This window comes from Mycobacterium sp. E3251 (assembly GCF_001666835.1).
In the GTDB taxonomy this organism is placed as follows: domain Bacteria; phylum Actinomycetota; class Actinomycetes; order Mycobacteriales; family Mycobacteriaceae; genus Mycobacterium.
This window is the reverse complement of record NZ_LZJF01000015.1, coordinates 82,476-104,105: the sequence shown is the minus strand read 5'-3', so window position 1 is coordinate 104,105 and position 21,630 is coordinate 82,476. Positions and strand designations below refer to the sequence as shown.

Sequence of the window (21,630 nt, the reverse complement as noted above, 5' to 3'; positions counted from 1 at the left end):
CGCCCAGTCGATGCCGTGGCGTGACTGCGCTTGCGGCACAACGTGGTTGGTCTAAGCACGTCGGCCGCATCGGTCACAGGGGCCACACCAGTCACCGCGCCGGGAGCCGCACAAATTGCCCGCCTCCGAGCGACAACATCGGGCGACGGAACGTGGAGCCGCGACACGCGCACAGTGTCGCTGAGAGGCGGGCAATTCGAGCATGCCCTCGGGCCGGGGACGGCTGTGGCACGCGTGACCACCGTGAAAGTCAGCTGTTACGGCTGATCTTGAGCGCGGTGGTGATCATCGGGATCTGCAGGGGTAGCCGCGCCAGGGCGGCGATCCGCATCGGCCAGGGCTTGTTCCACCACAACCGGCACATGTTGACGTTGGCCGGGAACACCCCGATGAACAACACGGCCGCCGCGAGCGCGGCCAATCGCCGGGTGCGTCGCGGCAGTAACGCCGCCCCGACGCCCACCTCGGCCACACCGGACGCGTAGGTGTAGAACCGCGGGTTTCCGGGCAGCTCGGCGGGAACGATGGTGTCGAACGGTTTGGGCGCTAGGAAGTGAAGCGTCCCCACGCCGAGGAGCATCGCAGCGACGCGGTAAGCGGCCAGCTGTGTGGTGTCACGCTCGGCGGCTGATCTGGTTGTCATGGGCCCATTGTGTCCTGTGTCAGAACATCGACCGGTCGGCTCTCGTCGTCCTCCCGCGCCCGGTGAACTTAGGCCGTTTACTATTGGCCATACGGTATTTGTTACGATTCGCGTTATCTGCTGACATCCGCGCTGCCCATCGCAGCCAGACCCGTCGAGGTTGAAAACATGGCTACACCCGTCATCGTCGGAGCTGTTCGGACGGCGATCGGCCGCTCCTTCAAGGGCACGCTCGTCAACACACCGCCCGAGACGCTGATCACCGCGGTGCTCCCCGAGGTGGTGCGCAGATCCGGAGTTGACCCCTCCGCGATCGACGACATCATCTTCGCCGAATCACATTATGGCGGTGGTGATCTGGCGCGGTATGCGGCCACCGCGACCGGTATGGAGGACATTCCCGGTCAGTCGGTGAATCGGCACTGCGCGGGCAGCCTGACCGCCATCGGCAACGCCGCGGCCCAGATCGGCTCCGGGATGGAACGCGTGCTCATCGCCGGCGGGGTGCAGTCGTTGTCGATGACGCCGCTGACGAACTGGCGCATCCCCGGCCCCGAGCTGAAGTTCGAGGAGCGCTGGATGCCGCCGACCCACGTCGAGACCCCCGATGCGCCAGCTAAGGACATGTCGATCACGGTCGGCTGGAACACCGCACAGGCGGTAGGCATCACTCGTGAAGAGATGGACGCCTGGGCCGCGCGGTCCCATCAGCGCGCCATCGCGGCCATGGACGCCGGCAAGTTCCTCGACGAGATCGTCCCGCTGAAGATCACGCAGTTCGACGGTTCGGTGACCGAGTTCTCCGTCGACGAGCATCCCCGCCGGGACACCACCGTCGAGAAGCTCGCCGGGCTCAAAGTGCTGCACCCCGAGATCGAGGGATTCTCGATCACGGCGGGCAACAGCAGCGGCACCAATGACGCCGCCGCGGCGGTGGCGCTCGTCGACCGTGACTACGCCGCCGCCGAGAACCTGAACGTGATGGGCACGGTACGGGCGTGGGCGGCCGCGGGTGTCGCACCCAGGGACACGGGCCTGGGGGCCGTCAAGGTCATCGGCAAGGTGCTGCAGCGGGCCGGTCTGTCCGTCAACGACGTGGCCCTGTGGGAGATCAACGAGGCATTCGCCTCCGTGCCGATCGCGGCGTGCCGGCAGTACGGCATCGACGAGGAGAAGGTCAACTTCTCCGGCAGCGGCTGCAGCCTCGGCCACCCCATCGCGGCATCGGGTGCGCGCATGGTCACCACGCTGGCCTATGAGCTGGCCCGCCGGGGCGGCGGCATCGGCGTCGCGGCCATGTGCGCGGGCGGCGGCCAGGGCGGCGCCGTGGTGATCGAGGTCTAGCGGCTAGTTGCAGTACGTGTAGCCGATGAATTGGGTGCCGCGCGTGTCGCCGCTCGAGTAGTTGGCGAAGTGCACCGCCGGCTGCCCATTGTATTGGGCGTTCATCTTCTGCACGTTCGGTGGCGGGACGCCCTTGGGGAAGGCCAGGATCATGTCGGCGAAGATGTTCAAGCCGACCTGGCAGATGGCCTCGCGCCGCGGCGGTTGCGGATTCCACGCGTGTACGACGACGGGTTCGGTCAGTTGATACCCCGCTGCGCAATTCGGGTCGCAGACCTTGAACACGGCCGTGCCGGTCCCGTCGGCGCCCTGCGGCCCCCACGAGCTCCACGACATGTCTTGCAGCGCAACGGCTACGCTTGCGCAGCCCAGCACGTTGAGCCGCTTCGGGCGCTCGACCGGCGGGACGGACAGGTTGTAACAACCCGGGATGGCGAAGCTCTGCGGTGGTGGCGGCTGGGCGCTGGGTGGCCCGGCGCCGTGGTCGTCCTCGGCCAGCTTCGCCCCCACGAAGGCGAGGACGCCGCCCAGCGCGACCACCGACACGATGCCGACCACGATCAGACGCCCCCGTGGAACGCGTCGCAACCGGCTCAATAAAGGAACGTTGCCCCCGCTCACATCACCAGATTACGGCCGAAACCTCCCACCCGGGGTGGGGCCCGTCGGCGTTGTCTTGGCAGGGTAAAGTTGGTCAACGCTACCAACTTAAGGATTGTGATGGCCCTGCAACTGACGGACGACCACGAACTGGCCGCACGGTTGGCCACCGAGGCGGGCCGGCTGTTGCTCTCGGTCCGGGAAGAGTTCGCCGGCGCGGAAGCGAGCGAGCGGAAAGCCGCGGGGGACAAGCGATCCCATGACTACCTGATGGCGGCTCTCGCCGACGAGCGGCCCGAGGACGCCGTGCTGTCCGAAGAGGGTATCGACAATCCGGTCCGGTTGCGCTCCGAGCGCGTGTGGATCGTGGATCCGCTCGACGGGACGCGGGAATTCTCCGAGCTCGGGCGCGACGACTGGGCCGTGCACGTCGCGCTGTGGGAGGCCGGCGAGCTGGTTGCCGGCGCGGTAGCGCTGCCGGCGCAGGGCATCACCCTCGCTACCCCCGAGGTCGAGTCGCCTCCCTCGGTGCCCGGCAAGCCGCGCATCGTGGTGTCGCGCACCCGGCCGCCTGCCATCGCCCTGACCGTCCGCGACGCGCTGGACGGGGTGCTGGTCGAAATGGGTTCCGCCGGCGCCAAGGTGGCTTCGCTCATCCAGGGGTTGTCGGATGTCTACGTGCATGCCGGCGGCCAATTCGAGTGGGATTCGGCCGCCCCAGTTGCCGTGGCCCGAGCCGCCGGTCTGCATACCTCGCGGATCGACGGGTCAGCCCTGGCCTACAACCGATCAGACCCGAAGTTGCCGGATTTGGTGGTCTGCCGGCCCGAGCTGGCGGAAGCCGTACTGGCCGTCACGCGCTGAGGCCCATCAGCGCCGGTGAGGTCGAGGGCGATGTCGACGAGCATGTCCTCCTGGCCGCCCACCATCCCGCGCCGCCCGGCCTCTTCGAGCAGCGTGCGGGCGTCGATGTTGAACCGGGTGGCGGCCGCCTCCGCGTGCCGCAGAAAGCTGGAGTACACGCCCGCGTAGCCGAGGGTCAACGTCTCGCGGTCGACCCGCACGGGCCGGTCTTGCAAGGGCCGGACGAGGTCGTCGCCCGCGTCCTGCAAAAGATGGAGATCGCAGCCATGGCTCCAGCCAAGGCGGGAGGCCGCGGCGATGAAGACCTCCAGCGGCGCGTTCCCGGCACCCGCTCCCATGCCCGCCAGGGAGGCGTCGACGCGGTAAGCGCCGTGCTCGACGGCGGTGATCGAGTTGGCGACGCCCAGCGCCAGGTTGTGGTGGGCATGGATGCCGATCTCGGTTGTGGGCAAAAGGGTTTGGCGCAGGGCGCAGACTCGGTGACCGACATCGCGCATCGTCATCGCGCCGCCCGAATCCACGACATAGACGCAGGTGGCGCCGTATCCCTCCATCAGCTTGGCCTGGGCGGCCAGGCCGGCGGGACTGGTCATATGGCTCATCATCAGGAAGCCGACGGCGTCCATGCCCAGGGCGCGGGCGGCGGCGAGATAAGGGGCGGCGATGTCGGCTTCGGTGCAGTGGGTGCCGACACGCACGACGGTTGCGCCGGCGCGCTGCGCGTCCCTGAGGTCGCGCAGGGTGCCCACACCCGGCAGGAGCAGCGTCGCGATCTTCGCGTTATCGACGGCGGCGGCGACGGCCTCGATCCATTCGTCGTCCGTGTGCGCCCCGAACCCGTACACGCAGCTCGAACCCGACAACCCGTCACCGTGAGCGACTTCGATCGAGTCAACCCCCGCTTCGTCGAGTGCCCGGGCGATGATCGTGGCCTGCTCGATGCTGTACTGGTGGCGCACCGCGTGCATGCCGTCGCGCAGGGTCACGTCGCTGACATAGATGCGTTGGGTCATGTTGTGGCACCGGCAGTTTGGGCGGGCCGCATGGCATGCAGAGCCAGGCGCTCGGCGGTGGCCTTGGCGGCGGAGGTCATGATGTCGAGGTTCCCGGCGTAGGCGGGCAGGTAGTCGCCGGCGCCGGCCACCTCGAGCATCACCGTGACACGGGTGCCGGTGAACTTGCCGGTTTCAGGTATGCAGAGCGGATCGTCATGGCCGAACACCTCGAATTGCACGTCTTGCTTCAGCCGATAGCCGGGCACGTACGCGGCGACCCGGGCGACCATGTCGAGGATTTGGTTCTCGATCGAGCGGTGGTCGACGTCCCCGTCGACGAGGCAGTACACGGTGTTGCGCATGGGCACCGGGGGTTCGGCGGGGTTGACGATGATGACGGCCTTGCCGCGCTGCGCACCACCGACGACTTGTACTGCGGCGGAGGTGGTTTCGATGAATTCGTCGATGTTGGCCCGGGTGCCCGGGCCCGCGGACTTCGCCGAGATCGACGAGACGATCTCGGCGTAGGAGACGATTCCCGTCCTGGCGACGGCGGCAACGATCGGCACCGTTGCCTGCCCGCCGCAGGTCACCATGTTGAGGTTGGGTGTGTCGAGGTGGTCGTCAAGGTTGACCACGGGCACGCACATCGGGCCGACCGACGCGGGCGTGAGGTCGAGCATTCGTATCCCGCTGTCTCGCAACGCCGCCCAGTTGGCGCGGTGCGCGTCGGCGGAGGTGGCGTCGAAGGCGAGCTTCATGCGGGCAAAGTCCGGCATGCCCAGCAACCCGTCGACGCCTTCGGCGGTGACCGGCACGCCCATTCGCCGCGCCCGGGCCAGCCCGTCCGAGTCACGGTCGACTCCCACCATGGCGGCCACGGTGAGCGGGCCGTCGGCACCCAGGATCTTGAGCATGAGGTCGGTGCCGATGTTGCCCGATCCGATGATGGCCACCGGCCATTGCTCGACGGGGGTCACTTGGTGTTCTCGGCGGCCATGCGGAGGGCGCCGTCGTGCAGGGCGGCCGCGTGCAACTCGAAGAGCGCCGGCAGGTCGACGGAATCCCCGCCGATCTCCTTGGCGACGAACAGGCCATCGGCCCCGGCGATCCCGTAGGTGACCAACTGGCCGACCTGTGCATCGGTCAACCCGGGCGCGAGATCGCGGATGGCGGGCGTCAGCGTCTCGAAGGCCCGGTCGCGGACCTCCAGGAACATGGCCCGGGCGCGCGGTTCGACGGGCCGTCGCTCCAGGGCGAGCATCAAGCCGAGTCGCAGAAAATCGGGTGAGTCCAGCAGCGCCTTGGCGATCTGCATCGCCACCGCAACCAAGCGCTCGCGCGCGGTCCCCTCGGCGGGCATCTGCCATGCCGAAAGCCAGTGCGCGAAGCTGCGTTCGATGACCGCGGCGATCAGATCATCCTTGTCTTTGAAGTGCCAGTAGATGGAACTGGCCGGCAGGCCGCACTTGGCGCTGACCAGGCCGATGCTGGTGCCCTCGTAGCCGCGTTCGCTGGCGATCTCGGTGGCTGCGTCCAGGATGCGGTTTCTGGACGCTTCGCCGTCGACGCGGCGGCGCCTGTTCGACTTTTGCGGCTTGTCGTTAGCGGCCACTGAAACTCCTCGCTGGAGGTCCTTGACTCTGTAGTGATCGCTACATTACCGTAGCGATCACTACATAACAAGCCCGACACGAAGGCGAGAGGGCAATGAACGAGCACCCGACCTATGACGTAGCGGTGATCGGCTATGGGCCCACTGGCGCCACCGCCGCGAATCTCCTTGGTGGCATGGGGCTTAACGTCGTCGTCATCGAGCGCGACCCCGACGTGTACGGGCGGGCGCGGGCGATCTCGACCGACGAGGAGGTGATGCGGATCTGGCAGTCCGTCGGCTTGGCGGACCGGCTGCAACGGGACATGCTGCCCGACCGGCCGCTGGCGTGGGTCGACGCCGACGGGGTGCCGTTCGTCGAGACCACCATGACATCCCGGGGCTGCGGGCACCCGCCGCAACAGTTCCTGTACCAGCCCGCGGTCGATCACGTGCTCCGGGAGGGCGTCGCCCGGTACCCCAACGTCGAGGTATTGCTCGAACACGAATGCCTGCGCGTGGTCAATGGCGACTCGACGGCCGAACTGATGCTCGCCGACCTGCGCACCGACACCTTCAAACGCGTGAAGGCCTCATATGTGATCGCCGCGGACGGCGGAGCGTCGCCGACCCGCGGCCAACTCGGAGTCGGATACGAAGGACGCACCTACGCCGAACGCTGGGTTGTCATCGACACCAAGGTGATCCGCGAGTGGGACGGTCACGACCGGTTGCGCTTTCACTGCAACCCCGCTCGTCCGACGGTCGACTGCCCGACTCCGCTGGGGCATCACCGCTGGGAGTACCCGGCCCGAGCCGGAGAGGACGAGAAGCGACTCGTCACCCATGAGGCCGTGTGGGAGGTGCTGCACGAGCAGGGCATCACCGAAGAACAGGTGAAGATCCTGCGTGCCGTCATCTACAGCCACCACGTGCGCGTCGCGGACCGCTGGCGCGTCGGGCGGGTCTTCCTGGCCGGTGACGCGGCGCATGCCATGCCGCCCTGGATCGGCCAGGGCATGTCGGCGGGCGTGCGCGACGTGGCCAACCTGTGCTGGAAGCTAGCCGCGGTGGCGCGCGGGCACGCGCCCGACGCACTGCTCGACAGCTACCAGGCCGAGCGCAAACCCCACGTCACCGAGGTCACCCGTCGGGCGGTACGCAACGGACGTCTCATCACCGAGCGCCGAAAGTCGTTGGCATTCCTGAGAAACCACTTACTGCGCGCGCTGATCCGGCTCCCCGGCGTGCTCAAAGCGGGGCAGAGCCTGATTTGGATTCCGCCCGCGCACTACCCCGACGGGTGTTTCACGTCCGAGGCGCACGCCGCGGTCGGTTGGCAGCTGCCGCAACCCTGGGTCACCGACGCCACCGGTAGGACGTTGCGGGCGGACGACGTTCTCGGCGGGGGCTGGGCGGTCCTGCATCTCGGTGCGGCGCCGCCGGGTGCCGATCGGTGGGCGCGGCTGGGCGCTCGCGTTCTGGCCATCAAGGCCGGCGCGCCGCAGGCCGGTGCGATCCGCGACGACGACGGCACGCTGACCCGGTGGCTTCGCAGCAAGAAGGCGGTGGCGGTGGTGCTGCGCCCCGACGGATTCGTCTTCGCCGCCGCCGGCGAGGGCCGTTCGCTGCCGGCACCGCCGAGAGGCTTCACCGACCTGACGCCACCCGTCCCGGCCACCCCGATCGGAGTCACCGCATGATCACCAGGCAGTTGGACGAGCGGACCGTCAGCGTCGCCGGGAAACCCATCTTCGTCTCCGAGACGGGAAACGGACCGGCCGTTGTCATGCTGCACGGCGGTGGCCCCGGTGCGTCGGGAGTGTCGAACTATTCGCGCAATATCGATGCCCTCGCAACGCATTTCCGGCTTATCGTTCCCGACATGCCCGGCTACGGCAGGTCGGTGAAGGGCGTCGACCACGACGATCCGTTCGGTTACCTGGCCGACATGATGCGCGGCCTGCTCGACGAGCTCGGCATCGATACCGCCCATCTCGTCGGTAACTCGTATGGCGGCGCGGCGGCCCTGCGGCTGGCCCTGGACACCCCGCACCGCGTCGGAAAGCTGGTGCTGATGGGGCCGGGCGGGATCGGCATCACGAGGGGCCTGCCCACACCCGGATTGCGGAGCCTGCTGTCCTACTACGGCGGCGACGGCCCGAGCCGCGAGAAGCTCGCAGAGTTCATCCGCACCTATCTGGTCTACGACGGTGCCGAGGTGCCCGACGACTTGATCGACCTGCGCTACCGCGCGTCGATCGATCCGGAGGTGGTCGCGGACCCGCCGCTGCGCCGCCCCTCCGGCCCGACGGCGCTGCGCACCCTGTGGCGGATGGACCTCACCCGAGACGGCCGGCTGCGCAGCCTGACGACACCGACGCTCGTCCTATGGGGCCGCGACGACAAGGTGAACCGCCCGTCGGGCGGCCCCCTGCTGTTCAACGCGCTGCCGAACGCGGGCCTGGTGATGACCTCGCACACCGGGCACTGGATGCAATGGGAACGCGCCGAACTGTTCAACCGGCTGGTCATCGATTTCCTGGAGAACGAGCGATGAGCCCGTCGGTTTTCGGCCGGGTCCACCTCGGTTACGTGGTGATCGAGACGCAGAGGTTCGGCGATTGGCGACGATTCGGCCGTGACGCCATCGGCATGCACTGTGACGACGCGACGACCGACGATGCCATGCGGTTCCGCCTCGACGAGAACGAGTGCCGGTTCTTGCTGCAACGCGGCCCCGCGGAGGACGTCACCGCGGTCGGTTGGCAGCTGGACGACCACGACGCCTTCGACACCGTGCTCGCGCGGGTGACCCAGCATGGTGTGCCCGTGACGGAGGGCACCGAGGAGGAGGCGGCGCTGCGCGGCGTGGAGCGGCTCGTCCGGTTTCGGGGACCGAACGGCCTGACCCAGGAGGTCTTCACCCGCGCACGTCCCGGCGCGGCGCCGTTGCGCATGGTGGCGGGTGGCGGGTTCGTCACGGGCGCAGCAGGTTTGGGGCACGTTGCGGTCGCCACCACAAAGCCTCATCAGCTTCGGGGCTACTACGACGCGGTGTTGGACGCGCGGTTGTCCGACTACATCGACGAGACGATCAGCGGCCTCAGATTCAAGATTCGCTTCCTGCGGTTCAACGAGCGGCACCACACCGTGGCGATCGCTTCGGTCAACCGACTGCGGCTGAACCCTATCCGCACCCGGGTCCAGCACGTCAACGTCCAGGTCGCCGAACTCGACGACATGACCGCCGCCTACCAGCGGGTCAAGCAACTGGGCTTCCGGATGGCGCTCGGGGTGGGCCAGCACACCAACGACAAGGAGCTGTCCTTCTACGCCGTCACGCCGTCGGGGTTCGAATGGGAAGTCGGTTGGAATCCGATCGTCGTCGACGAGGCCACCTGGGAACCCACCACACACCAGGGCATCAGCATCTGGGGCCACACTCCAGAAGGACAGACGATCATCGACAAGCTCACCCAGTTCAAGACGGGCGCCGCGTCGCTGCTACACGACGAGGACGCAGTTCCGGCTCTGTCAGGGGCGGGCATCCCAGACCACTGATCGACAGGGGAGCGGCGATGTTGCGGATCGACACTCACCACCACGCCATACCGGCCGTCTGCCGAGAGTTGTTGAGAAAAGCCGGGTTTGACGCCGACGCTGTCAGCGCAGCGCCTGCTGCCAGGACAGAATGCGTTCGGCCAGTTCGGGTCCGGAGTCTTCTTGAATGAAGTGACTGGCGCGGATGCGGGCGTGCGGCTGGCCCGCGGCGCCGGGAATGTGCTTGATCAAGGGCCGGTCCGCTTGGCCGAGGATGGGGTCCCGGGCTCCGAAGATGGCGAGGAAGGGCTTGTCCCATTGGCCCAGTGCTTTCCAGGCGGCCCTATTCGCCGGGATCGCCGGATCGTCCGGTGATGTCGGCACCAGTTGCGGGAAGGCGCGGGCCCCCGCCTGATATGTCTTGTCGGGAAACGGCGCGTCGTACCCGGCCCGCACCCGAGCGGAAACGCGGCGGACGGTCCCCACGGAGACGATGCGACCGGCGGGCAGCACGGGGGAGTAGCGCGCGAACGCCCGCCAGACGTGGAAGGCGGGCGGCGTGGGGCGGTCCGCGGTGGGCAGGAAACCGTTCGCCACCACGAGTCGAGCGAAGCGATCCCCGTGCTCGGCGGCGATGCGCAGCCCGATCAGCGATCCCCAGTCCTGGACGAACAGCGTCACGTTCTTGAGGTTCAGGCGCTCGAACCAGGCGGTCACCCATTCGACGTGGCGCTGGTAGGTGTAGTCCTCCATCCGGCTGGGCTTGTCGGAGCGACCAAAACCGATCAGGTCGGGCGCGAGCACGCGGTTTCCGGCGTCGGCCAGCGGCTGGATCATCGTCCGGTAGAGGTAACTCCACGTGGGTTCCCCGTGCAGCAGCACGATCGGCGGTCCGTCGGCCGGGCCCTCATCGAGGAAGTGCATCCGTAGCGGCTGGGTGTTGCTCGCCGCCACGTCGAGGTAGTTCGCTACGAACGGATAGCCCTCCAGGTTTTCGAATCGGGAGTCCGGGGTTCGTAGCACATGCATATTCAGCTCCTCCGGTGGGCGGGCGCCTTGAGTTAGCCTCTCTCGACAACGCGAGTTCGTCTAGTGGGAGATTTCATTGGGCTAGGCGTTGGGCGGACATTAAACTCGTTTGTTCATGGCGATTCGGCGCGCGGTCCTGATCATTGCCGACATCAGCGGCTATACCCACTACATGCAGTGGAACCGTACCCACCTGGCCCATGCGCAGTTGACGGTTGCGGGTCTGCTGGAATCGGTGATCGACGCCGGCAGAGGCCTGAAGCTGGCGAAGCTCGAGGGTGATGCCGCGTTCTTCTGGGCGCCCGACGGCGACGCCAAAGTGCTGGTGTGCGACCGGCTCTCTCGGATGCGGGAGGCGTTCATCGCCCGGCGCGAGCGCTTCCAAAAGGATCTGGCCTGCGAATGTGCGAGTTGTGCGCAGTTGGACAAGCTCTCGTTGAAGTTCGTCGTCCACCAGGGTGAGGTGGCCGAGCAGCGGGTGAAGCGCCACACCGAGCTCGCGGGCTTCGATGTCATCCTGGTGCATCGCATGCTGAAAAACTTGGTGCCCGTGGTCGAATACGTGCTGATGACCGACCCCGTCGCGGCGTGCCTCGACGAACCGGTGCGCTCACTGTGCATACCGCTGACCCACGTCTTCGACGAGATCGGGGAGACCCCGACGCACTACCTCGACCTCGCGACGTCGCAGGTTTCGCTGGCACCGGCCGAGTCCACGTTCCTGCGCCGGCTCGGGGCGACGGTCAAGCTGGAGTTGAGCTCACTGCCGTTCGTACTCGGCTTCAAGCAGCCCGCCGAGGGCTTCCGCAACTTGGGCCGCGGCGCCGAGGAAATTCCCGCCTAGTGGGCGTGGGCGAGGGCGCGGCCCATCCGGGACACGGCCTCGGTGAGGATCGCCCCCGACGTCGCGAAGTTCAGTCGGACGTGCCCCGCGCCGCCGGTGCCGAAGACATGGCCGGAACTTAGCGCCACCCGGGCGTGGTCGAGGAACCACCGGGCGGGCCCGGACAGGTCGGCCACCACCGCGAGGCCGTCGGCGGCGTCTTCGGTGAAGCCGAGCTCCCGGCAATCGAGCCACGCGAGGTAAGTTCCTTGCGGCCATTGGTATTTCACCTTCGGCAGGTGCTCTGCAACGAGGTCGCCGAGCAGCGTCCGGTTCCGATCCAGGCCGCGCAGTAGGTCGTCGAGCCACTCACCCCCGGTGCGGAAGGCTTCCGCGTGGGCGATGACGCCGAGGTGGCTCGGCCCGTGGCTGACCTCTTCCGGCATCCGGCGCAGGTCCGCGACCGCCTCCGGTCCGGCGATGGCGAGCGCCGCCTTGAGCCCCGACAGGCTCCAGGCCTTGGATGCGGACGTCAGGGCGAAGGCGTTCTCCGCGCCGGGCACGGTGAGGTAGGGGGTGAACCGCGATCCCGACAAGACGACGGGCGCGTGGATCTCGTCCGATACCACCCGGACGCCGAACCGGCGGGCGAGCTCGGCGACGGCCCCGAGTTCGTCGGCCGTGTGCACCGATCCGGTGGGATTGTGCGGGTTGCACAACAGGTACGCGACGTTTCCACCCTTCGCCCGGGCGTTTGCGAAGGCTTGCGCCAACGCGTCCAGATCAATTCGGCCTTCGGCGTTCAGTGGCGCTTCGACGACTTCGCGGCCGTCGTGCGTGACGAACGCGTAGAAGGGGGCGTACACCGGCGGGTTCACGATGACGGCGTCGCCCCGGTCGGTGACCAGACGCAACAGCTCGACGGCGCCGAGCATGACGTCCGGGACGATCGCGGTGTGCGCGACGTCCAGGTCGTGCCACTGCCACCGCTCGGAGGCGAATTGACTGACCGCTTCGGCCAGCGCGGTGCCGCACGGATATCCGGTATCGCCGTTGTCGATGGCCGTCCGCAGGGTCTCGGCCACGGTGGGGGCCAGCATGACGTCCATCTCGGCGACCCACAGCGGCAGAACGTCGGCCGGATGCGCGCGCCATTTCATGCTCGTGCGGAGCCGCAGTTGCTCCAGCGTGAGCTCCTCGAGCGGGTTGAAGGTCACGCCCGCAGAGTAACCGGCGCGACCTACCCGGCGACAAACGCGTGCTGCGGGATCGTCAACGGCAGGTCCACCGCACTCAGCAATCCCGGTTCTGCCGCAACGACATACGGCACGGCGTTCACGACGCCCCGGCGGGCCTGCTGAGTTCGCTGGACATTCCCACGCCGCCACCGCTTTACGTCTTCGACTGAAGGTGTAACGTTCAGCACAAAGATTAGGTCTCCTAGGAGTCTGTCGTGTACACACTGCGTTTCGACATGCGCGATCCTGAATGGGCCGCGCCCCCAACCGATCTGTACGGCGCGGCACCCGAAATGTGCGCCTGGGCCGAGGACCACGGCGGTTTGGCGGCCGTGCTTTGTGAACACCACGGGTCCGAGGATGGCTACCTGCCGTCACCGCTCTTGCTGGCCTCGGCGGTAGCCGCGCGAACGCAGCGTCTGGCGCTGAGCCTGATCCTGATCCTTCCGTTCTACGAAACCGTGCGTCTCGCCGAGGACATGGCGGTCCTCGACATCATCAGCAACGGGCGGGCCTCATACATCCTGGCTTTGGGCTATCGGCCCGAGGAGTTCGAGCACTTCGGCGTGCCGATCAAGACGCGTGGGCGCCTTTGCGACGAGAAGCTCGCGCTGTTGCGGCGACTGCTCGCCGGTGAAACCGTCGTCGAGGACGGACGGCGGGTCGCCGTGACACCGCGCCCGCTGACGCCCGGCGGCCCGGGACTGATGTGGGGCGGCGGTACGTTGGCGGCGGCCCGCCGGGCGGGCAGGTACGGCCTGGGCATGCTGGGCAACGCCAACGCGCCGGGCATGCAGGAGGCCTACGAAGAGGCCTGCCGGCAGCACGGCCATCAGCCCGGGCCCACCTTCTTTCCCGACCGCGACACGCCCTCGGTCGTCTTCGTCGCCGACGACGTGGATCAGGCGTGGAAAGAGATCGGCGAGCATCTGCTGCACGATGTGCGCACCTACGCCGCCTGGAACCCCGGGGACGAGACCACGGCCGGCTTCAGCCACGTCAACACCGTCGACGAACTGCGCGAGACGGGATCGTCGCACATCATTATCTCTGTGCCAGAGGCTGTTTCGCGGGTCCGCGCCGGCCAGGTGCTCAACCTGTCACCGTTGTGCGGCGGCCTGCCGCCGGACGTCGCGTGGCCTTATCTAAAGCGCGTCGGCGAGGTCGTGCTGCCGCAGGCTCTTGGGTGAACTACTTGGGTTGATTCGGCACGCCCGGGAACAACTGCTCCGTCGGGCCCGCGGTCACCCAGCCGCCCAGCTTTGTGACGAGGTGTGGCGCGAAAACCGCGCCATAGAGAACGTTTCCGACGACGATCACAGCGACGACGGACAGCAGCGACGAGCCGAGTCGGCTCTTCGACCTGTTCTCGGCCCACATCTCGATGACGTTTCGTCCTTGCGGGTCGGTGCGGCCCAGGAGATAGGTGAAGACCATCATCTGGATCGCCATCGCGAGGGAGTCGTACAGCGGGTATTGATGCACGGTGCCCTCGCGGATCGCCAGTCCGGGAATCACGCGGCCGTAGTAGAACACGCCGAGCTTGGCGCCCAGGAACCCGTTGAAGAACAGCGCCCAGCAGAAGCCGACGACAAGACCGACCACCAACAGCGTTGGGGGCCTTCGCCATCCGAACCGTCCGCTCAACCATCGCCCGAGCGCCGTGCCGGTAACGGCCGGCAGCACGAAGTAGGAGATGTAGCCGACGGGAACGAACAACGGCAGTCCGCCCCACGTCACGTTCAGCGGCCACCACGACGGCATGCGGGGGATGGCCGGCGGGAACTGTGCGTACATCGCCCAGTCGTAGGGCGCCTCGATCCACGAAAACGAGATCGCCGAGATGCACAGCAGCAGGAGGGGGTGGAGGCGGCGGCGCCGAACGCTGAGGTACACGCCGAGGGCGGTGAACCCGATACCCCCGATCAGCGCGAAGTCACTGGCTGCCTGCATCACGGGCGTCATCTGGGAGCTCACCGGTCGTGGCCTTGAGTCCGGCGTGCCAGCGGGTCAAAGCGCAGCACCAGCCCGAATATCAGGACGATCAGCCCGAACAACGTGCCCAGCATGATGACGGCGCCCACGGTCGCACCCCTTCCAACGCTCGACTGATTAGATAGTGCACACTATCCTAAAGGCAGTCAACCGTCGGATCAGGAGCGAAACTGTGCCCCAGCGGCCACCCACCAAGCGCAGCCCACCGGCGGCGACGACTCGCCGCCCCCGTGGTGCCCCGCGGGGGCTGCTCCTCGACGCCGCGCGGGCGCGCTTCGCCCGCCAGGACTACCGCAGCACGACCACGCGTGAAATCGCCCAGGCCGCAGGCGTTACCGAGCATCTGTTGTTTCGGCATTTCGGTTCGAAGGCGGCACTGTTTCGCGAGGCGCTCGTCCAACCGTTCACCGACTTCGTCGCCGAGTTCGGCCGGACCTGGCAATCGGTGGTGCCCGAGGAGACCGGCGAGCAAGAGCTGGCCCGGCATTTCGTCGGACAGCTCTACGACGTGTTCGTCGAACACCAGGGCCTGCTGCTGACGCTGATGGCGTCGGAGGCACTCAGCGAGGAGGAGAAGGCCGACGCCGGCATCGCCGAGATCAGGCAGGCGATCACGGCGCTCGGGGAGATCAGCGCGGAGGGCATGCATTTGCGGGGACTGCGCTCGGACCATCCCGACCTGCCCGCTCACTCGACGGTGGCGATGGTCGCGGGCATGGCCGCGTTGCGCTCCACCTACTTCGGCGCCAAGCCGCCATCTCGAGAGGTCATCGTCGAAGAACTCACCCAGGCGATCCTGCACGGCTTCCTACACCGAAACGACTGAGCGAAGGGACTGACAAATGGCAGGCACCAGCACGATCGACTTGTACTACGACCCGTTCGACTCCGACATCGACGACAACCCGTACCCGGTGTGGAAGCGCATGCGCGAAGAGGCGCCGCTGTACTACAACGAGAAGTACAACTTCTACGCGCTGAGCCGCTACGACGACGTGGCGCGCGAACTGCCGAACTGGCAGACGTACCGATCCGGCCGCGGAACCACGGCCGACATCTTGTTCGCCAATATCGAAGTGCCGCCGGGCATTCTGTTGTTCGAAGACCCGCCGCTGCACGACCTGCACCGCCGCCTGCTGTCCCGGGTCTTCACGCCGCGCCGGATGCTGGCTGTGGAGGACCTGGTGCGTGGGTTCTGTGTTCGGGAGCTGGATCCGCTGGTCGGCTCTGGCGGCTTCGACTTCATCGCCGATCTCGGCGCGATGATGCCGATGCGGACCATCGGTTACCTGTTGGGCATTCCCGAGCGGGATCAGGCCAAGATTCGCGATCGCGGCGGGGCTTACATCGAGTTGTCCGAGGAGCGCGACCCAGCCGCGGTGAACGCGAAGTTGTTCGAGGAAAGCATCGTGGTGTTCGCCGAGTACATCGAATGGCGGGCCGATCACCCGTCCGATGACCTGATGACCGACCTGTTGCGGGCCGAGATCGAGGAACCCGACGGCACCAGGCGGCCCTTGTCGCGGACCGAGGTGCTGGCCTACACCGCCATGATCGCCGGCGCCGGGAACGAGACCACGGCCCGGCTGATCGGCTTCATGGGACAGCTGTTGTCCGATCATCCGGATCAGCGTCGCGAACTGGTCGCCGACCCGTCGCTGATCCCCGGCGCCGTCGAGGAGACGCTGCGGTACGAGCCGCCGTCACCGGTGCAGGCCCGCTACGTGGCGCAGGCCGCCGAGCTCTACGGCCGCGTCGTGCCCGAGGGCTCATACATGTTGCTGCTCAACGGTTCTGCCAATCGGGATGATCGCCGCTTCACGGATCCGGACCGCTACGACATCCACCGCGGCGGCGCCCACCTGAGTTTCGGGCAGGGCCTGCACTTTTGCCTGGGCTCCGCGCTGGCCCGGATGGAGGGCCGGGTAGCCCTCGAAGAGGTGCTCAAGCGCTGGCCCGACTGGGAAGTCGACTACGCCAGCGCCCAGCGGGCGCATACCGCGAGCGTCCGCGGGTGGGCGCGCCTGCCCGTCGTCACCGGATGACTTGCCGGCCGGGCTCAGCGACTGCCCGCCGAGTGTGCGGCCAGCCGCACACTCGCGCCCGAACGTGCGGCCTGCCGCGCACTCGGCGCAAGGCTAGGACGCGCTTTGGTCCACGAGCACCGCGCCGTCGGGCTGGTTGCCGAGCGTCTGCAGCGGGATGTCCTCGCCCTCGGCGGTGAGCCGGACGATCTCGGCCAGTTGGCCGGGCGCGTCGCATTGCAGGTAGTGGTCGGCGCCGGGCACCACCCAATAGCGGTTGCGGCCGGGCTTGTTCTTCAGATACGCCTGCCAGACGTGATTGGGCACGCGCAGCGGCGCGACGTTGTCGTGCAGCCCCCACACCACGGTGGTGTTGACCGGGCTCTTGGAAAGTGCCTCCAGCCAACCTGTTTCGTCAGCGGCGCGCTCGTGCAGGTACTGGATGGTGTCGGGCAGCACGCGGATTCCGTCGTTGTGGGCAAAGCACTTCGCCAACGCGGCGATCTCCGGGTCGTCCAGTGTTCGCCGTGGCATGAACGTGCTGGCCCCCAGGCCGGCCGCCAGCAGCTCCGGCGTCGTCGCCTCCGCGGTGGGCCGGCCGGTCGCGGGGTCGAGCAGCGCGGTCTGGAACGCGGTGAGGTTGGACAGCGGCAGGTAGATGTTGGCGTTCGTCACGATGAGGTCGACGGGCACGACCGGCGGATCGAGGGCGGCCAGCATCTCCATTGCGATCATGCCGACGCTGCTGCCGCGGTCGTGGGTGAGCATGCGGTATTCGCTCAGGTTCCACACCTGGGTGATCGCGTAGACCAGCAGCCGCGCGTCGTCGTAGAGCGAATAGACGTACGGCTCGGCCGGCTTGTCGGACAGGCCGTAACCGGGGAAGTCCAGCAGGTAGATGTCGAACTCGGAACCCAATTCGCCGGCCAGGGCGAAAAAGTCGATGCTCGACGTCGGGAAGCCGTGCACCAGGACCAGGGCGGGGGCGCCGGGCGTACCGCAGCGGCGACTGAACACCGCGACTTCGTGCCCGCCGTTGGCGGCGGTCGTTGACCGCCAATGCAGTTCAGTGCCGCCGGTTTGCCACTGCGCGAAGATGTCCAAGCTGCCAGCATCGCAGAGCTGGTCGCGGTAGACAACCACTCCCGCGGCGCCGCGGTCACGGGCAGGTGACGTGCACCCCGAAAGTCACCGGGCGCGTGCCGCTTTGGCCGGGCGTCGTCGCCTGGCCGGTCCCGGTCACCGTGTAGCTCTTGCCCTGCTTGGTTGCCTGGACCTGGGAGGCCGAATTGGTCGACTGGTAGGGCAGTTGGTACTGACCGTTGGCCAGCGTGAGAGAAATTGCGAATCCGTCCACCATGGGCGGCTTCTCGTCGGACAGGGCCAGCGACACCGACGCCGTGTCGTCGTGCACGGTGATGCGGGTGGTCAAATCCCCGGATTCGGGTGGGGACGCGTTCGGTTGCGCCGCCGAACTGGCGCAGTTGACCCCCGTGGTCATCGTGTGTTTGTTCCCGTCGATCATGACGGTCGTGGTCACGGCAACCGGACTCGAACTCGGGGTGGACGCCGGCTGGCCGCCCTTGCCCGAACAGCCGGACAAACCAGCCGCCAGTACGATCCCGGCGGCCGCCAGCACATACCGATTCGTCATCTCACCTCCTTCGTCAGCGAGGACAATAGGTTCCCTTCGTTTCGGGAAGGTCTCATTTCTCTGGCGGCCAGTCAACCGCGGGGTTTACCGCCAGGCTTCCCACCCGACCATGCTGCGCAGCGGTCCGGCGAAGATGGGCCGTACCGCCTCCGATCGCCACCGCTCTTCGATGACGGGGGCCAGGGCGCGGGTCGTGGTCAGCGGGTCGTCGTCGAGGTAGACGACGGTGATGTATTGGTGGTCCGTTCGCCAGCCCTGCGGTAGGTGGCTCCAGCCCGCGCTGGAACCGAAGGTCCAGACGCCGGCCGTGCCCGGCACGCCGAGCAGCGCCGGGTGGTGCTCGGCATGCAACCACTGCAGCCACTCATCCGGGCGGCGTCCGCCGACGGGTTCTTCGACGATCAGCACGATGCCGCGGTGCGGCCGGAACGGCACCACCTCGGCGGAGACCAGCGCCTGCGGGGCGCTCTGCCACTGCAGCAAGCGCAGGCCGGCGACTTGCAGGGACGGCCGGACGACGGGAAACCGGCCGTTTTCGCGCAGCGCGCGGCCGAGGGTGACGAAGTCGTCGAAGGTCTGCTCGACGGGGTCGCTCACCAGATAGTGCACCGCGTTGCCGACCTCACCCAGCGGGCCGTGGGCCGCCAGCCGGTGCTGGGGATAATCGCCGTCGGCGATCCAGCGCAGCCCGTGCACGATGCCGGGAAGTTGATACTGCTCCGGCATGTGATCCAGCAGGTGCCAGCGCAGATAGCTGCCGTCGTCGTCGGCCGGCGCGGCGGCGGTGAGGCTGAATATGCCTGCCCTGACGCGGATCACGCGGCGCCGCCGGGGGAGTGTAGCTCGGCGAGCGCCTGCAGGTTGTCCAGGTAATGCTGCAGCGAGGTGTGGCGGAAGACGGCGGGCACGATGGTGGCGCCGTGCGCGGCGGCCTCGCCGATGGCGTCGCGGGTCTGTTCCGGTTCGTTGATCGGGTCCAGCGCTGTCGACGGTGGCAGGACGACCTCGAACCCGGATCGAAGATCGAAGCGGCGCAACCAGTCCCGCGCCTGGGACAGCGTCACGTTGAAGGGTGCCCAACCGTCGGCCAGGGTTGCGGCGCGGCGCAGCGACCGCAGCGTCCGGCCGCCGATCCAGATCGGGACGCGGTCCTGCACCGCGCACGGGTCGACGACCATGCCGTCGAACGAGTAAAACTCGCCGTGGTAGGCGGGTTCGGGCACGGATAGCGAGGCGCGCAGCGCCTTGAGGGCGTCGTCACCCCGCGGTCCGCGGTCGTCGAAGGGTGCGCCGACGAGCTCGAATTCCTCTTTGAGGCTGCCGACGCCGACGCCGAGGATGAGCCGGCCGCCGCTGACCTTGTCCAGCGTGCCGTAGCGTTTGGCGATCTCGAGCGGATGGTGGTACCCGAGCACCAGCACATTGGTGGCCAACCGAATTCGTTGAGTGCGGGCGGCCAGGTAGCCGAAGGTGGCCAGCGGATCCCAATAGCGGGTACCGCGCCGGAGCGTCTCGGCCGCGGGCAGGGCGATGTGTTCGCTGCAGGTCAGATGGTGGTAGCCGAGCCGATCCGCGGCCTCGGCGATCCGCGCCAGATCGTCGATGGAAGCGTCTTTCTCCCAGTCGCCGCTGGTCTTCGGAAACATCGTCACCACGGGCGTGGCCACCGAGAGGCGTGGGGCGCTCATCCCTGCATGTACCCTCCGGCGTCGACGGGGATGGATTGGCCGGTGATGGTGCGGCTTTCGTCGCTGGCCAGGAACAATGCCAGGTTGGCGACGTCTTCGGGTGTGGAAATATCCTGCAGGGCAACGCCGTTGACGGTTTTGGCCCGCTGAGTGGCGAAATCGATTCCCCGCTCGTCGGCCGTGCGTTGCACCCATCGCCGCCACAGCTCGGTATCGATGGCCCCGGGCACGATGCAGTTGCACCGGATGCCGTGGGGCCCGACCTCCAGCGCGACGGTCTTGGTGAACGCCCGAAGCGATGCCTTGGCGGTGACGTAGTGGGTCTTGCGGACGATGCCGGAATAGCCTGCCGTGGAAGAGAAGTTGAGGATGACGCCGCGGCGGCGCGCCAGCATCGACTGGTTGAGCACTTCCCGGGTGCACAGCATCGCCGCGGTGACGTCGATGGCGATCGTGGCGTTCCAGTTGTCCAGGGTCTGCTCCCAGATCCAGCGGTCCTGCCCGGGCGCGGCGGCGTTGTTGCACAGGATGTCGACCTGGCCGAATTCAGCGACGGCTCGCGCCACCATGGCCGCGACGTCATCTTCGTCGGTGACATCGGCGCGCATCGCGATGGCTCCGGGCCCGGCCGCGTGGGCGGCTTCACGCACCAGCTCTTCGCGTCGCGCGGCCAGCAGCACCTTGGCGCCCTCCCGGACGAACAGCGCGCCCAGCACGGGCCCCAGGCCGGTGCTGGCCCCGGTGATGATCGCGACCTTGCCGTCGAGCCGGCCGCTCATGGCGCAGTCATCTTGCGGGCACGCATGTTTCGAGCCAGGCGTGGATTCTCTCGGCGACGGCGCGCCACCCGGGGTCGAGCATCATGTCGTGGCTCATCTTAGGGAAGATTTCCGCTTCGGTGTCGTAGGCGGCCGCGGTCGCCCGGACTTCTCGCGTCGTGAAGCACACGTCGTCTTCGGCTCCCAACACCAACAGCGGTGTGCTGACGAGGTGTGGCCTGGGTCTGTCGAGCCACAACATGTCGAGCGCGATCTTGAGGGCGTACTCCTCGCAGAGTTCGGCGGTATAGCGCGCCACGTCGGCTCCAGAGTGCGACTGCGAGAAGAAGGTCTCGCGGGCCAATTCCGGTGTGCCGCCGACACCGCGCAGCGACCTGGTCCTGGCCAGGCCGGTGGCGGTGTACCACGGGTGCCGCTTGAACCGGCGCGCCAAGAATCCGCGGATGCCGTTCGGGGGTACCGACGCCAGCAGCACGGCCGCCGCAGCGTCGTGCGACTCCAAGTACTTCTGGACGACGAAGCCGCCCATCGAATGGCCGACTATCACCGGTGGTTCGGGCAAGCCGTCCGCGACCGTGGCGACGTCGGCAACGAAGTCCGCGATCGAACAGAACCGCATCGACTTCAGAGCCGGGCTCTTTCCGTGACCGCGAAGGCTCAGCGCCAACGCGCGGTGGCCCTTGTCCGCGAAGAAGTCCAGGAAATGCTCGTCCCAACACCGGGCGCCGTGCCACGCGCCGTGGACGAATAGTACCGGCGGCTTGTGGGATTCGCGGGGCGGCGTCCTTTCGATCACTTCGAGCATGAACGTGCTCCT

At 67.5% G+C, this 21,630-nt stretch carries 23 protein-coding genes; 9 read left to right on the top strand and 14 right to left on the bottom strand.

Features of this window, described 5'->3' with window-relative positions; genetic code table 11:
• Positions 1 to 250 precede the first annotated feature (250 nt).
• A complete protein-coding gene (locus A5697_RS02710; protein WP_067947943.1) occupies positions 251 to 643 on the bottom strand; it encodes a hypothetical protein in 393 nt (130 codons plus the stop codon).
• Positions 644 to 811: 168 nt separating this feature from the next.
• Here A5697_RS02710 and A5697_RS02705 point away from each other — a divergent pair, with 168 nt between their 5' ends.
• Positions 812 to 1,987 (top strand): thiolase family protein, encoded by a 1,176-nt coding sequence (locus A5697_RS02705; RefSeq protein ID WP_067947941.1) that lies wholly within the window; start codon positions 812 to 814, stop codon positions 1,985 to 1,987.
• Between the two features lie 3 nt (positions 1,988 to 1,990).
• Here the strand turns inward: A5697_RS02705 and A5697_RS02700 are convergent, their stop codons facing one another.
• Entirely contained in the window at positions 1,991 to 2,545 is a 555-nt protein-coding gene (locus A5697_RS02700; protein WP_197500894.1) for a hypothetical protein, read from the bottom strand.
• Positions 2,546 to 2,707: 162 nt separating this feature from the next.
• Here A5697_RS02700 and A5697_RS02695 point away from each other — a divergent pair, with 162 nt between their 5' ends.
• Entirely contained in the window at positions 2,708 to 3,451 is a 744-nt protein-coding gene (locus tag A5697_RS02695) for a 3'(2'),5'-bisphosphate nucleotidase CysQ (protein WP_067947939.1), read from the top strand.
• Here A5697_RS02695 and dmpG read toward each other — a convergent pair.
• From dmpG to A5697_RS02680, 3 genes are read right to left on the bottom strand one after another with little or no spacing between them, the layout of a single operon-like run.
• Positions 3,367 to 4,464 carry a 4-hydroxy-2-oxovalerate aldolase gene (dmpG, locus tag A5697_RS02690; protein ID WP_082953209.1) on the bottom strand — a complete coding sequence of 366 codons (1,098 nt, stop codon included), beginning with the start codon at positions 4,462 to 4,464 and terminating at the stop codon, positions 3,367 to 3,369. The two genes, A5697_RS02695 and dmpG, sit on opposite strands and share 85 nt — an antisense overlap.
• Entirely contained in the window at positions 4,461 to 5,402 is a 942-nt protein-coding gene (locus A5697_RS02685) for an acetaldehyde dehydrogenase (acetylating) (RefSeq protein ID WP_067947988.1), read from the bottom strand. The genes dmpG and A5697_RS02685 overlap by 4 nt, the downstream gene beginning before the upstream one ends.
• Positions 5,403 to 5,422: 20 nt before the next feature.
• The gene (locus A5697_RS02680; protein WP_067947937.1) at positions 5,423 to 6,061 is read right to left on the bottom strand and encodes a TetR/AcrR family transcriptional regulator; all 639 of its coding nucleotides are present in this window, start codon (positions 6,059 to 6,061) and stop codon (positions 5,423 to 5,425) included.
• Positions 6,062 to 6,156: 95 nt separating this feature from the next.
• Between A5697_RS02680 and A5697_RS02675 the strand changes: the two genes are divergently transcribed.
• Genes A5697_RS02675 through A5697_RS02665 form a run of 3 tightly spaced genes read left to right on the top strand, consistent with a single transcriptional unit; the run spans position 6,157 to position 9,604 of the window.
• Positions 6,157 to 7,743: a bifunctional 3-(3-hydroxy-phenyl)propionate/3-hydroxycinnamic acid hydroxylase gene (locus tag A5697_RS02675; RefSeq protein WP_067947935.1), complete on the top strand. Its 1,587-nt coding sequence runs from the start codon at positions 6,157 to 6,159 to the stop codon at positions 7,741 to 7,743.
• Positions 7,740 to 8,600, top strand: coding sequence for an alpha/beta fold hydrolase (locus A5697_RS02670; RefSeq protein WP_068007794.1), 861 nt, complete (start codon positions 7,740 to 7,742; stop codon positions 8,598 to 8,600). The genes A5697_RS02675 and A5697_RS02670 overlap by 4 nt, the downstream gene beginning before the upstream one ends.
• Complete coding sequence (locus A5697_RS02665; RefSeq protein WP_068007791.1) at positions 8,597 to 9,604, top strand: VOC family protein; 1,008 nt, start codon at positions 8,597 to 8,599, stop codon at positions 9,602 to 9,604. The genes A5697_RS02670 and A5697_RS02665 overlap by 4 nt, the downstream gene beginning before the upstream one ends.
• 102 nt (positions 9,605 to 9,706) lie before the next feature.
• Here the strand turns inward: A5697_RS02665 and A5697_RS02660 are convergent, their stop codons facing one another.
• Positions 9,707 to 10,612, bottom strand: a complete 906-nt coding sequence (locus A5697_RS02660; protein WP_068007788.1) for a haloalkane dehalogenase — start codon at positions 10,610 to 10,612, stop codon at positions 9,707 to 9,709.
• A 115-nt stretch (positions 10,613 to 10,727) separates the two neighbouring features.
• Here A5697_RS02660 and A5697_RS02655 point away from each other — a divergent pair, with 115 nt between their 5' ends.
• Positions 10,728 to 11,456 (top strand): DUF2652 domain-containing protein, encoded by a 729-nt coding sequence (locus tag A5697_RS02655; RefSeq protein WP_068007785.1) that lies wholly within the window; start codon positions 10,728 to 10,730, stop codon positions 11,454 to 11,456.
• Here A5697_RS02655 and A5697_RS02650 read toward each other — a convergent pair.
• Complete coding sequence (locus A5697_RS02650; RefSeq protein ID WP_369806040.1) at positions 11,453 to 12,595, bottom strand: MalY/PatB family protein; 1,143 nt, start codon at positions 12,593 to 12,595, stop codon at positions 11,453 to 11,455. The two genes, A5697_RS02655 and A5697_RS02650, sit on opposite strands and share 4 nt — an antisense overlap.
• 293 nt (positions 12,596 to 12,888) lie before the next feature.
• On the opposite strand from A5697_RS02650, the gene A5697_RS02645 reads away from it, so the two are divergent.
• A complete protein-coding gene (locus tag A5697_RS02645) occupies positions 12,889 to 13,863 on the top strand; it encodes an LLM class flavin-dependent oxidoreductase (RefSeq protein WP_068007780.1) in 975 nt (324 codons plus the stop codon).
• A 1-nt stretch (position 13,864) separates the two neighbouring features.
• Here the strand turns inward: A5697_RS02645 and A5697_RS02640 are convergent, their stop codons facing one another.
• The gene (locus A5697_RS02640; RefSeq protein ID WP_068007776.1) at positions 13,865 to 14,650 is read right to left on the bottom strand and encodes a spirocyclase AveC family protein; all 786 of its coding nucleotides are present in this window, start codon (positions 14,648 to 14,650) and stop codon (positions 13,865 to 13,867) included.
• 190 nt (positions 14,651 to 14,840) lie between these two features.
• On the opposite strand from A5697_RS02640, the gene A5697_RS02635 reads away from it, so the two are divergent.
• Together A5697_RS02635 and A5697_RS02630 are read left to right on the top strand one after the other, a co-directional pair.
• Positions 14,841 to 15,494 carry a TetR/AcrR family transcriptional regulator gene (locus tag A5697_RS02635; RefSeq protein WP_067947917.1) on the top strand — a complete coding sequence of 218 codons (654 nt, stop codon included), beginning with the start codon at positions 14,841 to 14,843 and terminating at the stop codon, positions 15,492 to 15,494.
• A 16-nt stretch (positions 15,495 to 15,510) separates the two neighbouring features.
• Entirely contained in the window at positions 15,511 to 16,713 is a 1,203-nt protein-coding gene (locus tag A5697_RS02630; protein WP_068007773.1) for a cytochrome P450, read from the top strand.
• A gap of 93 nt (positions 16,714 to 16,806) precedes the next feature.
• Here A5697_RS02630 and A5697_RS02625 read toward each other — a convergent pair whose 3' ends face one another.
• The 6 genes from A5697_RS02625 to A5697_RS02600 all read right to left on the bottom strand — a co-directional run bounded on the left by A5697_RS02625 (position 16,807) and on the right by A5697_RS02600 (position 21,618).
• Positions 16,807 to 17,796: an alpha/beta fold hydrolase gene (locus tag A5697_RS02625; protein ID WP_068007837.1), complete on the bottom strand. Its 990-nt coding sequence runs from the start codon at positions 17,794 to 17,796 to the stop codon at positions 16,807 to 16,809.
• A gap of 55 nt (positions 17,797 to 17,851) precedes the next feature.
• Entirely contained in the window at positions 17,852 to 18,346 is a 495-nt protein-coding gene (locus A5697_RS02620; protein ID WP_067947911.1) for a lipoprotein LpqH, read from the bottom strand.
• A gap of 84 nt (positions 18,347 to 18,430) precedes the next feature.
• A complete protein-coding gene (locus A5697_RS02615; protein WP_068007835.1) occupies positions 18,431 to 19,162 on the bottom strand; it encodes a hypothetical protein in 732 nt (243 codons plus the stop codon).
• A complete protein-coding gene (locus A5697_RS02610; RefSeq protein ID WP_068007770.1) occupies positions 19,162 to 20,034 on the bottom strand; it encodes an LLM class F420-dependent oxidoreductase in 873 nt (290 codons plus the stop codon). The genes A5697_RS02615 and A5697_RS02610 overlap by 1 nt, the downstream gene beginning before the upstream one ends.
• Positions 20,031 to 20,813, bottom strand: a complete 783-nt coding sequence (locus A5697_RS02605) for an SDR family NAD(P)-dependent oxidoreductase (RefSeq protein WP_068007767.1) — start codon at positions 20,811 to 20,813, stop codon at positions 20,031 to 20,033. The genes A5697_RS02610 and A5697_RS02605 overlap by 4 nt, the downstream gene beginning before the upstream one ends.
• Before the next feature lie 7 nt (positions 20,814 to 20,820).
• Positions 20,821 to 21,618, bottom strand: a complete 798-nt coding sequence (locus A5697_RS02600; protein WP_068007765.1) for an alpha/beta hydrolase — start codon at positions 21,616 to 21,618, stop codon at positions 20,821 to 20,823.
• Positions 21,619 to 21,630 lie beyond the last annotated feature (12 nt).